Here is a 13,589-nt window from a genome sequence, read left to right on the forward strand (position 1 = left end):
CTTGAATCGCCAATGGGTAATAAGGAGAAGCCAACATGGCGGACTACGACGATATCCCGACGCTCAAAGAGAACATCGACCGCGCTACCGTGGACTCGGTGCTGGCGCTCGACGTCGACAAGTACAAGTATGGCTTTGAGACCAATATCGAGACCGACAAGGCCCCAAAGGGCCTGAGCGAAGACATCGTCCGCTTCATCTCGGCCAAGAAGAACGAGCCGCAGTGGATGCTCGATTGGCGCCTCGAGGCTTACCGCCGCTGGCTGACCATGACCGAGCCCACCTGGGCCAAGGTGCATTATCCGCAGATCGACCTGCAGGACATGTATTACTACGCCGCACCGAAATCGACGCCGGGCCCGACCAGCCTCGACGAAGTCGATCCCGAACTGCTGCGCATGTATGAAAAGCTCGGCATTCCGCTGCAGGAACAGGAAATCCTGGCCGGCGTCGAACGCCCGAAAGTTGCCGTCGACGCCGTGATGGACTCGGTGTCCGTGGTCACCACGTTCCGCGAGGAATTGTCCAAGGTCGGCATCATCTTCTGCTCGATTTCGGAAGCGATCCGTGAATATCCCGAGCTGGTGCAGAAGTACCTGGCTTCGGTCGTGCCGGTGACGGACAACTACTATGCGACGCTGAACTCGGCCGTCTTCACCGACGGTTCGTTCGTCTACATCCCCAAGGGCGTTCGCTGCCCTATGGAGCTGAGCACCTATTTCCGCATCAACGAGAAGAAGACCGGCCAGTTCGAGCGCACGCTCATCATCGCCGAAGCTGACTCGTATGTGAGCTACCTCGAGGGCTGCACGGCCCCGATGCGCGACGAAAACCAGCTGCACGCCGCAGTCGTCGAGCTGATCGCGCTCGAAAACGCCGAGATCAAGTACTCGACGGTCCAGAACTGGTATCCGGGCGACAAGGACGGCAAGGGCGGCATCTACAACTTCGTCACCAAGCGTGGCGACTGCCGCGGCGACAACTCCAAGATCAGCTGGACCCAGGTGGAAACCGGTTCGGCCATCACCTGGAAGTACCCGAGCTGCATCCTGCGCGGTGACGGTTCGCGCGGCGAGTTCTACTCGATCGCGATCTCGAACGGCTACCAGCAGGTCGACAGCGGCACCAAGATGCTGCACCTGGGCAAGAACACCTCCAGCCGCATCATCGCCAAGGGTATCGCGGCCGGCTTCTCTGACAATACCTATCGCGGCCAGGTCTCGGCGCATGCCAAGGCCAAGAATGCCCGTAACTTCACCCAGTGCGACAGCCTGCTCATCGGCGACAAGTGCGGTGCCCACACCGTGCCTTACATCGAGAGCCGCAACGGCACCGCCGTGTTCGAGCACGAGGCGACGACATCCAAGATCTCGGACGACCAGATGTTCTATTGCCAGCAGCGCGGCCTCAACGAGGAAGAAGCTGTGGCGCTGATCGTCAACGGTTTCGTGCGCGACGTGCTGCAGCACCTGCCCATGGAATTCATGGTCGAGACGCAGAAGCTGATCTCGATCAGCCTCGAAGGCAGCGTGGGCTGATGGAGCAGAAGTCGAACCCCGTAGTGACGCTGGCGGCGCTTGCGCTCGACCAGATGGAGCAGGGGACGCTCTACAAGTCTGCAGACGTTTCGTTTGGCAAGCTGCTGGGCCTGAAAGGGCTCGGCATCAGCTACAACGAAGTGCCAGCAGGCAAGTCGAGCTGCCCGTTCCATAGCCATCACAAGGAAGACGAGCTGTTCGTCATTCTTGAGGGCGAAGGCACCTACCGGTTCGGCGACCAGCGTCTGCCGTTCAAGGCGGGAGACGTCCTGGGCGCTCCGGCCGGCGGGCGGGATACGGCCCACCAGATCCTCAACACAGGCACCGTCACGCTGAAATATCTCGGCGTCGCCAACAATTCCGATATCGAGGTCTGCGAATACCCCGATTCCGGCAAGTTCCAGGTTACCAGTCGCCTTCCCGACGGTAGCCGCATCCGCCACTGCGGCCGCGAAGGCCAGAACCATCTCGACTATTGGGACGGCGAGCCAGGCGCTTGAGAGCGCCGCAACCGTCCCCCCTTTTGGAGAGTAAGCCATGACCACCCCAATTCTTGAAATCCGCAACCTGCACGCGCGCATCGAAGATCGCGAAATCCTCAAGGGCGTGAACCTTGTCATTCCGGCGGGCGAAGTCCACGCCGTGATGGGCCGCAACGGCTCGGGTAAGTCGACACTGAGCTATGTGCTGGCCGGCAAGGAAGACTACGAGATCACCGAAGGCGAAGTACTGCTCGACGGCGAGAACCTGCTCGAGATGGAGCCCTTCGAACGCGCCGCCGCTGGCCTGTTCCTGGCCTTCCAGTACCCGATCGAAATCCCGGGCGTCGCCACCATGACCTTCCTCAAGGCGGCCATGAATGCCCAGCGCAAGGCACGCGGCGAAGGCGAAATGACCACGCCCGACTTCATGCGCGCCGTGAAGGCCGCAGGTGCCGACCTCAACATCGACACCGAAATGCTCAAGCGCCCGCTCAATGTCGGTTTCTCCGGCGGTGAGAAGAAGCGCGCCGAAGTGCTGCAGATGGCGCTGCTCCAGCCCAAGATGTGCATCCTCGACGAAACCGACTCCGGCCTCGATATCGACGCGCTGCAAGTGGTCTCGAAGGGCGTCAATGCGCTGCGTTCGGCTGGCCGCTCGATGCTGGTCATCACCCACTATCAGCGCCTGCTGAACCACATCGTCCCCGACGTGGTTCATGTGTTCTCCGACGGCAAGATCGTTGAGAGCGGCGACAAGGACCTGGCGCTGCAGCTCGAAGCCAAGGGCTACGCAGACTTCGACGGTCAGGCGGCCTAAGCATGTCGTTTCCTGTCCCCGTCCGGCTCGGAGCAGCCGAGAACACCCTGATCGAGCAGCTCAAGAGCGTCGGCGCCGATGCGACCGCCGAGCGCGTGACCGTTGTCGGCCTGCCGACGCGCCGCGTCGAGAGCTATCACTATACCGACCTCAAGATGCTGCTGAAGGCGATCCCGCCTCTGGCAACCGCGGCCAATGAAGCCAGCGCTCCGGCGCTGCGCGTGCCCGGCGCCTATCAGTTGATGATCGCCAATGGCATCGTGCAGTCGGCAACGACGGCACCGGCCGGCGTGATCGTCGGCAAGGCCGAAGGCGGCGCATTGTCCACGCGTGACGACGTGCTGGTTCACCTCAATGGCGCCTTTGCCAGGGAGAGCCTGACCCTGACGCTCGAAGGCAGCGTCGACCCGGTGATCCAGATCGATCGCCGCACAGAAGGCGCCGCTGCCCATGTGGCGGACTCGCTCAAGATTTTCGTGGCTGACAATGCTTCGGCAGTCATCCTCGAGACCTTCTCGGGTTCGGACGCTGCTCACGTTGGCAACCACGCCACCTACCTGGCAGTGGGCAAGAATGCCGTCGTGACGCACGTCACCGTCGACCTGTCGTCGCGTTCGGCAACGCACTTTGCCAGCAACGAGTATCACCTGGCTGAAGGCGCCAAGCTGCGTACCCTGGTTATCCATGCCGGTGCTGGCCTAGCCCGCACTCAGGTCTACCCGCGCTATGAAGGCGCCGGTGCCCACGGCGACATCACCGGGCTCAACCTGGTGTCCGACGGGCAGCATGCCGACATCACCATGGAAGCGCTGCACGCCGTGCCGCAGACCAATTCGCAGCCGCTGTTCAAGTCGATTGCGCGTGGCCGTGGCAAGGCAGTGGTGCAGGGCAAGCTCGTCGTGGCGCGCGATGCGCAGAAGACCGACGCCAAGTTCATGCACCAGGGCCTGATGCTGTCGGACGAGGCTGAAATCCTCAGCAAGCCCGAGCTCGAGATCTATGCCGACGACGTCGTCTGCGGCCATGGCTCGACCTGCGGCAAGCTCGACGAAGACAGCATGTTCTACCTGATGAGCCGTGGCATTCCGAAGGAAGAGGCCGAGACCATGCTGGTCCGCGGCTTCCTCGAGGAACTTGTCGACCCGATCGAAGACGAAGCCCTCGCAGAAGCTCTGCATGGCATCATCGACGGCTGGCTGCTCGCCGGGAAGTGAACCCGAAGTCCTCGTGGTTCGAGGCTCGCGAAGAGCGCGCAGCTCACCATGAGGACTTCTCAAGCTGCACGACGCCAGCCCTCATGGTGAGGTGGGAGCGCAGCGACCCTCGAACCACGAGGGCGAATAGTAGGACGCCATGACCTTCGATCTCGACAAAATCCGCGCTGATTTTCCGATCCTGTCCGAGGTTATTCACGGGCAGCGGCTGGTCTATCTCGACAGCGGTGCATCGGCCCAGAAGCCGGTGCAGGTGCTGGACCGCATGGACTACGCGTTCCGCCACGAATATGCCAACGTCCACCGGGGCCTGCACACGCTGGCGAACCGTGCGACGGAAGCCTATGAGGGCGGCCGCGAGGCGGCGCGCAAGTTCCTCAACGCCGAGCGGGCTGAAGAGATCATCTTCACCAAATCCGCGACCGAGGCCATCAACCTCGTGGCGCAGTCGTTCGCCGGGCCGCGCATTGCCGAAGGCGACGAAATCGTCACCACGATCATGGAGCACCACTCCAACATCGTGCCGTGGCACTTCCACCGGGAGCGCAAGGGTGCGGTGATCCGTTGGGTCGACGTGCGCGACGACGGCAGCTTCGACATTGACGCATTTGCCGCGGCACTGACCGACCGGACCCGTATGGTTTCGGTTACCCATATGTCCAACGTCCTGGGCACGGTGACGCCAATCAAGCAAATCATCGAGATTGCCCATGCGCGGGGTATTCCTGTGCTGATCGATGGCAGCCAGGGCGCCGTGCACGAGACTGTCGACGTGCGGGATCTCGACGCCGACTTCTACGTCATGACCGGCCACAAGCTCTACGGTCCCACCGGGATCGGCGTGCTCTATGGCAAACACGACCTGCTGGCCGAAATGCAGCCCTATCAGGGCGGCGGCGAGATGATCGACACCGTGACCATGGATGGCGTGACCTATAACGAACCGCCGCATCGCTTCGAAGCAGGCACGCCGCCGATCGTGCAGGCGATCGGTCTGGGCGCGGCTCTGACCTACATGGAGACCCTGGGCCGTGACGCCATTGCGGCGCACGAGGCGGATGTTACCGCCTATGCCCATGAACGGCTGAGTCGGATCAACTCGCTCCGCCTGATCGGTACGGCGCCGGGCAAGGGCGGGATCTTCTCGTTCGAGGTCGAGGGCGCTCATGCCCACGACGTTGCAACCATTCTCGATCGCTACGGCATCGCCGTACGCGCCGGCACCCATTGCGCCATGCCGCTGCTTATACGTTTCGGTGTTACCTCTACCTGCCGCGCTAGCCTCGCCCTATATAACGGCAAGGACGACGTGGATGCGTTAGTGGACGGCATTGAGCGCGCCCAGAAATTTTTCGCGTAGACCGCGAGGACCACAATGACTGACGAAGCCGAAAACGCCGCCGCCCGCATCACCCCCAATGTTTCAGGCGAACTGCCCGAAGCAGAGGTAGGGCGCATCACCAGCGATCTGATCGGGGCGCTCAAGACCGTCTATGACCCGGAAATCCCGGTCGACATCTATGAGCTCGGCCTGATCTACAAGGTTGATCTGGACGACGACCGGAACCTGGTCATCGACATGACCCTGACCGCGCCCGGCTGCCCCGTCGCAGGCGAAATGCCCGGTTGGGTTGAGAATGCGGCGCGTGCTGTTGAAGGCATCCAGGACGTGAAGGTCAACATGGTGTTCGATCCCCCGTGGGACGCCTCGCGCATGAGCGAGGAAGCGCAGGTGGCGCTGAACTGGTGGTGACCGCTACCCGGCCGGCCCTCAATGGACTGGTCGAAACCTGCCTCTACGTGTCCGACGTCGTCCGCAGCCGCGACTTCTATGTCTCGGTGTTCGGCTTCGGACCGATTGGTGGGGATGAGCGGATACAGCCGCTCGCGGTCAGTCCGGGGCAGGTGCTGATCCTGTTCCGTCGGGGTGGCACACCAAACCCCATTCCACTCGGGGGCGGGTTCATTCCGCCGCATGATGGCGCGGGCGAACAGCATTTCGCCTTCGGCATACCCGCCGACAGCGTTGAGGATTGGAAAACCTTCCTCAAAGGCTTAGATATTACCATTGAGAGCGAAGTGAACTGGCCGCAGGGCGGCCGGAGCATCTACTTCCGCGATCCGGACCGCCTGCTGGTTGAGCTGATCACCCCGGGTGTGTGGCCGAACTACTAGAAGGATATCGTCGCATGGCCTTCAAGATCATGTCGCTTTCCGATGCCGCCGCTGAGCGCATCAACGAGATCATAGAAGACTCCGACAAGCCGGTCATCGGCCTGCGCGTGGGCATCAAGAATGCCGGTTGCGCCGGTGTTGCCTACACCATGGACTATGTAAGCGAGCCGCCGGCCGGCTACGACCACGTTACCGACAAGGGCGTCGACGTCTGGATCGATCCCAAGGCGACGATGTATCTGCTCGGTACCGTCATGGATTTCGAAGAAACCAAGATGAGCGCCGGTTTTACCTTCAAGAACCCCAATCAGACCGGGGCTTGCGGGTGCGGTGAGAGCGTTCAGCTCCAGGCAGCCGATCTCCGCGCCATTGCCGAGGCACGCGCCGCCGGCTGAGCTGCGGGCAGGACAATTGCGCCGCACGGCCAATTGTCCTAAGGGCAGGGGATAGTTCTGCCCCTGCTCGTGAGTACTGCAATGACTGCCCTGCCTGCGGCCTTCACAATTGTTCCGCCCAACCGTCCTCTCGTTGGGCGCGTGTCGCCGCCGGGCTCCAAATCCATCACCAATCGGGCGCTGCTGCTGGCAGCGCTTGCCAATGGCACCAGCCGGCTCAGTGGCGCTCTCAAGAGCAAGGACACTGTGCTGATGGCGGCTGCCTTACGCCAGATGGGCGTCACCGTCGATGAACCCGATGCCACAAGCTTTGTGGTGACCAGCACCGGCCGCCTGCAGCGCCCGGATGGCCCGCTCTTCCTCGGCAATGCCGGCACGGCCACGCGTTTCCTGACGGCGGCCGTGGCTACGGCAGAGGGCGAGGTCATTGTCGACGGCGACGATGAGATGCGCGTGCGCCCGATCGGGCCGCTGGTGGATGCGCTGCGCTCGCTGGGCATCGATGCCACCAGCCCCACCAGTTGCCCACCGGTTACGGTTCGCGGCAAGGGCAACTTTGGCCATGGACGCGTGGAAATCGACGCCGGGCTCTCCAGCCAGTATGTGTCGGCGCTGCTCATGGCGGCCCCGCTTGGCGACGGGCCGATCGAGATCGCGCTGACCGGCAAGGACATTGGCGCCCGCGGTTATGTCGACCTGACGCTGGCCGCGATGCGTAGCTTTGGCGCTACGGTTGACCAGCTCGACGCCGGCACCTGGCTGGTACAGCCCACCGGCTACAAGGCCGCCGACCTGCTGATCGAGCCGGATGCGTCGGCCGCAACCTATCTGTGGGGCGCAGAGGCGCTCACTGGCGGCTCAATCGACCTCGGGGTTGCCTCGGATGCCTTTACCCAGCCCGACGCCGCTGCGCAGGCTGTAATCGCGCAATTCCCGAACATGCCGGCCGTCATCGATGGCTCGCAGATGCAGGACGCCGTGCCGACGCTGGCCGTGATCGCGGCATTCAACAATCATCCCGTGCGCTTCGTCGGCATCGCCAACCTGCGCGTCAAGGAAACCGACCGCATCCGCGCCGTCGCCAACGAACTCAACCGCATCCTGCCGGGCCTGGGAACCGAAGAAGGCGACGACCTCGTGGTGGCATCCGACCCCAAGCTGGCCGAGAAGATCACTGGCGGCGCGGCACGCATCGAGACCTATCACGATCACCGCATTGCCATGAGCTTTGCGCTGGCGGGCCTCAAGCTCGAGGGCATTACCATTCTGGATCCGGCATGCACGGGCAAGACCTATCCGGCCTATTGGGACATGCTGAAGGGACTTGGGGTGGAGTTGCAGCCGACCGCCTAGGCGGCCGAAGCCTTCCGTGGCTTGGGCGGCGTATCCATCGCCGCCAGCTCGATCTCGCTGACCACGCGATTGCGGCCGGCATGCTTGGCCGCATAGAGGCACCTGTCGGCGCGCTCGATCAGCGAGGCAGCGGTATCCATCGGGCGATAGGCGGCAACGCCGAACGAAGCGGTGATGCGGCCCAGCTTCTCGTTAGTCGACCGCTTGAGCAGTTCCTTGGCCTGAATGGCGCGGCGAATATTCTCCGCCGCGATCACCGCACCTTCGATATCGGTGGATGGCAGAATGGCGACGAATTCTTCGCCACCATAACGGGCCGCAAGGTCCTTGCCCTTGATGTTCGACTTCAACGTCATCGCAACGAGCCGGAGGACCTGGTCGCCGGTCTGGTGGCCATAGGTGTCGTTGAAGCTCTTGAAGTGATCGATGTCGATGATCATCAGGCTGAGCGGGTCGTGGCTCAGGCTCGCCTCGGCGATGGCCGCGTCGATCCCTTCGTCGAAGCTCTTGCGGTTGGCAATTTTGGTGAGCGGGTCGAGCATCGACTCCCGGCGCACATCGTCGAGGTCGCGCTGCAACGAGGCGATATCGTCGCGCGATGCGGCCAGCTTCTGTTCCAGCGCGTGATTGGTTTCCTGCATACGGCGGGTTTCGCTCAGCAGACGATCGGCTAGGGCCTTCATCGCTTCCGCCGAAATGCCGCGTTGCAGGTCGCCGCTGGCTGATTGCAAGGAGCCTGAATAGGCATTGGCCGTGGTCATTGCGCTGTCGATGGCCTCATGCACGGCCTCAATGCGCGCATGCATCCGCACCGACACATTGGTCATGCGGTCGTTCACGTCCGACTTCAGGAACTCGTTGTAGAGGACTTCGGCAAGCGAAGCCGTCGGGGTTTCGCCATTGCGGAAAATGGCATTGATCCGGCTGTTCAGCGTCGGATTGACCCCGGTGGAGTAGGTGTAGAGCAGCTCGTAAAACTGGGGGTAGGGCGGAATACCACTGCGCTTCAACAGGTCAAATGCGGAGTTGGCATATCCCAACGCGCGATTGAATTCCTGCTCGGACACGGCTTCCCCCGGGCGTGCTGACGCTGAAACGATCCATGTGTTGCTGCATGGATCGCCTCATTTGCAGTGGTTAACGCCGTGGTGTCAATTAATACAACGATGCGGCCCAGTAAAACGCCGTATGTTGCTGTTATTTTGACTTTATTCGCTCGGAAGTCGGGTCGAGCGAAGCAGGAAGGCCGGGATTGGGCCGTCATTGCCGAAGGGTGACGTGCTCGGTGCGGCTTCCGATTCGTTCTGCTCTGCGGCAGGACGCTGGCGGCTGCGCGAACGCGTGGGACGCTTTTCGGCGGTTTCGCGGGCGGCGGGCTCGGCTTTCGGCTCGGCAGCCTTGGCTGGTGAGGGCGCTGCAGCGACATCAGCAGTCGCGACCGGAGCGGCCTCGGCAGTCTCTGCCGCGGGACGGGTGCGCGGACCGCCGCGACGCGAACGGGCCGGACGGGCAGGGCGCGCTTCGCCTTCGGCTGCTGCAGGGGCAGACGCACGCGACGGGGCAGTTTCGAGCCAGTCGATCGGCTTCTGAATGAGCTTCAGGATGGCATCGAGATGCTTGGTGTCCGCCGGCGAAACGAAGGTGTAGGCAACGCCCGAGCGACCCGCGCGACCGGTACGGCCAATGCGGTGCACATAGTCTTCAGCGTGCACAGGCACGTCGAAGTTGAAGACATGGCTCACGGCCGGAATGTCGAGGCCGCGGGCGGCAACGTCACTGGCGACTAGCAGGGTCAGACGGTTGTTCTTGAAGGCGTCGAGCGTTTCCATGCGGCTCTTCTGGTCCATGTCGCCATGGAGCCCGCCAGCCGAGAAGCCGTGGCGCTCAAGCGAGCGCGCCAGAGTGGCCACATCGCGCTTGCGATTGCAGAAGATGATCGCGTTGGTGAGGCCTTCGGCTGCACGAATGCGCTCGCGCAATTCGGCGCGCTTCTCATCGGGCTTGGACGAGACCTTGACCAGCTTCTGGTCGATGGTTTCGGCGGTCGATGCGGTGCGGGAAACCTGCACATGCACCGGGTCCTTGAGGAACTTCTTGGTCAGCTTTTCGATCTGGCCGTCCATCGTTGCCGAGAACAGCATGGTCTGGCGACGGGGCGGCAGACGGCCACAGATCTTCTCGATGTCATCGATGAAGCCCATGTCCAGCATGCGGTCGGCCTCGTCGATCACCAGGATCTCGACGCCGTTCAGCATGATCTTGCCGCGGTCGATTTGATCGAGCAGGCGGCCAGGCGTAGCGATCAGGACATCAACGCCACGATCAAGCTTCTTGTTCTGGTCTTCAAAGCTCACGCCGCCGATGATCAGCGCCATGGAGAGACGGTGGTTCTTGCCGTACTTCTCGAAGTTCTCGCTGACCTGCGCTGCGAGTTCGCGCGTCGGCTCGAGAATGAGTGTACGAGGCATGCGGGCGCGGGCGCGGCCGTTTTCCAGCAGCGTCAGCATGGGCAGCACGAATGATGCCGTCTTGCCGGTACCCGTCTGGGCGATGCCGATAATGTCCTTCTTCTGAAGGACATGGGGGATTGCCTGCGCCTGGATTTCGGTCGGCTTGCTGTAGCCGGCGGCCGTAACTGCATCAGTTACTTTGGTGGACAGGCCAAGCCCGGAAAAATCTTCGCTCAAATTCGGTATTTCCACTCAGGATTGTGGCCCGGGGCCAAGTCCAGTCCGAGACATTCGAACGGTGCGCCGGGGTCTTCAGCGGTGGGCGGGTAGTACCGTACGCGACGCGTCCACAACTGGGTGGCCACCGGACGGATGCAGAAACTGCAATAATCGACGGAGTGGCCCTGGGCAATTTCGGCGATGGCGAACGTTGTCGATGACAAGACCGTCAAACCAGAAAATGCTCCAGCGGCGCGGACCATAGCGCAAAGCCCTTGTCTGTCAACGGTATTGAGCAGGTTAGTCTTAATCGATCCGCCGCAAACAACCGTGATGGTGGCCTTCGGCCACCATCTTGGAAAGGACTGGGGCTAGTCGTTTGGCGTGTAGCGCAGGACGCCGGCAACGCGCGGCGGGTTGCCATCACTGGGATGGGCAATGCCATCATTGACGTTCAACTCAAGGAAATCGAACGGACTTACTCCGGCCAGAGTTGCCGCATTGACGCCGAAGCCGCTGGCGTCGGAGCGGCGCCGGTGGTGGGTGTAGATGCCGCATTTGGAGCAGAAATAGTGCTGCGCGACCTTGGTGTTGTACGAATAGACGCTCAGCGTCTCCGCTCCGGTGAGGATCGTCACCCCGTCCACAGCCGCCGACACGGCGACCGCCCCGCGCATCCGGCAATAACTGCAATTGCAGCGCCGCGCGGTGCGCAGGCCATCGGCCAGGGTGACCTTGAAGGTGACCGTACCGCAGTGGCAGGCGCCATCAAGTTCAGTGACGTCGAGGTCGAGGGCCATGGCTAGACATCCAGATCGAGAACGAAGGCGGCATTTTCTTGAATGAAATCGAAGCGCGCCTCGGGCTTAGTGCCCATCAGACGATCGACACTAATGCGCGTAGCGTCGAGATCATCGCGGATCTTGACCTGCAGCAGCGTGCGCGACTTCGGCGACATGGTCGTTTCGCGCAGATGCGCAAACGGCATTTCACCCAGACCCTTGAACCGGGTGATGTCGACCTTGGCCTTGCCGGTGAACTCGGTCGCCATCAGCTCGTTCTTGTGCTCGTCGTCGCGCGCATAGAGCGTCTTGGCGCCCTGCGTGATGCGATAGAGCGGGGGCAGGGCCAGATAGAGGTGGCCGCCATCGATGAGCTTGGGCATCTCCTGGAAGAAGAAGGTCATCAGCAGTGTCGCGATGTGCGCGCCGTCGACGTCAGCATCGGTCATGATGATGATCTTGTCGTAGCGCAGGTCATCCTCGCGGTAGCGGTCACGCGTGCCGCAGCCCAGTGCCTGGATGAGGTCGGAGATCAGCTGGCTGGCAGCCATTTTCTCGCGGCTGGCACCGGCAACGTTGAGGATCTTGCCGCGGAGCGGCAGCACTGCCTGGCTGGTACGGTTGCGCGCCTGCTTGGCACTGCCACCAGCCGAGTCCCCTTCCACGATGAACAGCTCCGCTCCCTGCGCCGCAGTCTGCGAGCAGTCGGCGAGCTTGCCGGGCAGGCGCAGCTTGCGCGTGGCGCTGGCCCGGTCGATTTCTTTTTCCTTGCGTCGGCGCAGACGCTCTTCGGCGCGCTCGATCGCCCAATCCAGCAGCTTGCCCGCCTGGTTCGGCGAGGAGCCCAGCCAGTGGTCAAAGGCGTCGCGCAGGGCCGTATCGACGATGCGCGTCGCTTCACCGGACGCAAGCTTGTCCTTGGTCTGGCCGACGAATTCGGGCTCGCGAACAAAGACCGACAGCATGGCGCTGCAATGGGCAAATACGTCTTCGGCCGTCAGCGTGGCGGCGGCCTTGTTTTTGGTCAACTCGGCATAATTCTTGAGGCCGCGGAGCAGGGCGCTGCGCAGGCCGGCCTCATGGGTGCCGCCATCGGGCGTCGGCACGGTATTACAGTAGGAGGAAACGCCACCGTCGCCGAGCGTCCAGGCGATTGCCCATTCGACGGCGCCATGGGTGCCCGGCTTGCCGAGACTGCCCGAAAAGATGTCGTCCACGATGCGCGTTTCGCCTTCGATGCGAGCGTTCATGAAATCGCGCAGACCATCGGGATAGTGGAACACGGCCTTGGCCGGCGCATCGGCATTGGCGAGGCTCTCGTCGCAGCTCCAACGCAGTTCGACACCGGCAAACAGATAGGCCTTGGCGCGCGTCATCCGGAACAGGCGCGCGGCGGAGAAGTGCGCGTGATCGCCAAAAATCTGCGGATCCGGATGGAAACGCGTGGTTGTGCCGCGGCGATTGTTTACCCGGCCCAAATGCTCGATCTCGCCCTGCGGCTTGCCGCGCGAGAAACGCAGGCGATGCAGCTGCTGCTCGCGCGCAACCTCAACCACCATTTCGTCTGACAGGGCATTAACGACAGACACGCCGACACCATGGAGGCCGCCAGATGTTTCGTAGGCCTTGGAGTCAAACTTGCCGCCGGCGTGCAGAACCGTATGCACGATCTCGAGCGTCGAACGGCCGGGATATTTGGGATGGTTTTCGACGGGAATACCGCGACCGTTATCGGTGACAGTAATGTAACCGTCGGCCCCCAGATGCACTTCAATGCGGTTGGCGTGGCCAGCGATCGCCTCGTCCATCGAGTTATCGATGACTTCGGCGAAGAGGTGGTGCAACGCGTTGGAGTCGGTGCCGCCAATATACATGCCCGGGCGGCGCCGGACCGGCTCCAGCCCTTCGAGCACTTCAATATCGGAAGCCGAGTAGGACCCAGGCACAGTATCAGCCTTGGGTGCCGGCTTGGGCGCCTCCGGCTGGGGGCGCGGGCGCTCGGGTTCATCCCCGCCGCCGAAAAGGTCTTCTGCTTGCGACATGCCACATCCGTTTTGCGCCCGAATCAGGCGATTCCGCGTTTTAGCATAACCGAGCCGCAGTGTACCCGGCCCGGAACCGGTTGCCATGCGGCTCTTTCTCCACAAAGCTGAATGGCAAATGA

At 62.4% G+C, this 13,589-nt stretch carries 13 protein-coding genes; 9 read left to right on the top strand and 4 right to left on the bottom strand.

What is annotated here, in order from left to right; genetic code table 11:
- The first annotated feature begins 35 nt into the window (after positions 1-35).
- From sufB to ACZ5WT_RS15620, 9 genes are all read left to right on the top strand, one after another.
- Positions 36-1,538, top strand: coding sequence for a Fe-S cluster assembly protein SufB (sufB, locus tag ACZ5WT_RS15580; RefSeq protein ID WP_464284692.1), 1,503 nt, complete (start codon positions 36-38; stop codon positions 1,536-1,538).
- Positions 1,538-2,038: a cupin domain-containing protein gene (locus ACZ5WT_RS15585; RefSeq protein WP_464284693.1), complete on the top strand. Its 501-nt coding sequence runs from the start codon at positions 1,538-1,540 to the stop codon at positions 2,036-2,038. Before sufB ends, ACZ5WT_RS15585 begins: the two co-directional genes overlap by 1 nt.
- Positions 2,039-2,087: 49 nt before the next feature.
- Positions 2,088-2,837: a Fe-S cluster assembly ATPase SufC gene (gene sufC, locus ACZ5WT_RS15590; RefSeq protein ID WP_464287226.1), complete on the top strand. Its 750-nt coding sequence runs from the start codon at positions 2,088-2,090 to the stop codon at positions 2,835-2,837.
- Between the two features lie 2 nt (positions 2,838-2,839).
- Complete coding sequence (gene sufD, locus ACZ5WT_RS15595) at positions 2,840-4,051, top strand: Fe-S cluster assembly protein SufD (RefSeq protein ID WP_464284694.1); 1,212 nt, start codon at positions 2,840-2,842, stop codon at positions 4,049-4,051.
- Positions 4,052-4,190: 139 nt separating this feature from the next.
- The gene (locus tag ACZ5WT_RS15600; RefSeq protein ID WP_464284695.1) at positions 4,191-5,411 is read left to right on the top strand and encodes a cysteine desulfurase; all 1,221 of its coding nucleotides are present in this window, start codon (positions 4,191-4,193) and stop codon (positions 5,409-5,411) included.
- A 15-nt stretch (positions 5,412-5,426) separates the two neighbouring features.
- The gene (locus tag ACZ5WT_RS15605; protein WP_464284696.1) at positions 5,427-5,804 is read left to right on the top strand and encodes an SUF system Fe-S cluster assembly protein; all 378 of its coding nucleotides are present in this window, start codon (positions 5,427-5,429) and stop codon (positions 5,802-5,804) included.
- A complete protein-coding gene (locus ACZ5WT_RS15610) occupies positions 5,801-6,226 on the top strand; it encodes a VOC family protein (RefSeq protein WP_464284697.1) in 426 nt (141 codons plus the stop codon). Before ACZ5WT_RS15605 ends, ACZ5WT_RS15610 begins: the two co-directional genes overlap by 4 nt.
- Positions 6,227-6,240: 14 nt before the next feature.
- Positions 6,241-6,621, top strand: a complete 381-nt coding sequence (locus ACZ5WT_RS15615; RefSeq protein ID WP_464284698.1) for a HesB/IscA family protein — start codon at positions 6,241-6,243, stop codon at positions 6,619-6,621.
- A gap of 81 nt (positions 6,622-6,702) precedes the next feature.
- Positions 6,703-7,974, top strand: coding sequence for a 3-phosphoshikimate 1-carboxyvinyltransferase (locus ACZ5WT_RS15620; protein ID WP_464284699.1), 1,272 nt, complete (start codon positions 6,703-6,705; stop codon positions 7,972-7,974).
- On the opposite strand, the gene ACZ5WT_RS15625 is transcribed toward ACZ5WT_RS15620, so the two are convergent.
- The 4 genes from ACZ5WT_RS15625 to parE all read right to left on the bottom strand — a co-directional run bounded on the left by ACZ5WT_RS15625 (position 7,971) and on the right by parE (position 13,467).
- Positions 7,971-9,041, bottom strand: coding sequence for a GGDEF domain-containing protein (locus tag ACZ5WT_RS15625; RefSeq protein ID WP_464284700.1), 1,071 nt, complete (start codon positions 9,039-9,041; stop codon positions 7,971-7,973). The two genes, ACZ5WT_RS15620 and ACZ5WT_RS15625, sit on opposite strands and share 4 nt — an antisense overlap.
- 141 nt (positions 9,042-9,182) lie before the next feature.
- Positions 9,183-10,661 (bottom strand): DEAD/DEAH box helicase, encoded by a 1,479-nt coding sequence (locus tag ACZ5WT_RS15630; RefSeq protein WP_464284701.1) that lies wholly within the window; start codon positions 10,659-10,661, stop codon positions 9,183-9,185.
- Between the two features lie 353 nt (positions 10,662-11,014).
- Entirely contained in the window at positions 11,015-11,443 is a 429-nt protein-coding gene (locus ACZ5WT_RS15635) for a GFA family protein (protein WP_464284702.1), read from the bottom strand.
- Positions 11,444-11,445: 2 nt separating this feature from the next.
- A complete protein-coding gene (gene parE / locus ACZ5WT_RS15640) occupies positions 11,446-13,467 on the bottom strand; it encodes a DNA topoisomerase IV subunit B (protein ID WP_464284703.1) in 2,022 nt (673 codons plus the stop codon).
- Positions 13,468-13,589 lie beyond the last annotated feature (122 nt).

The organism is Devosia sp. T2-14 (assembly GCF_055397495.1).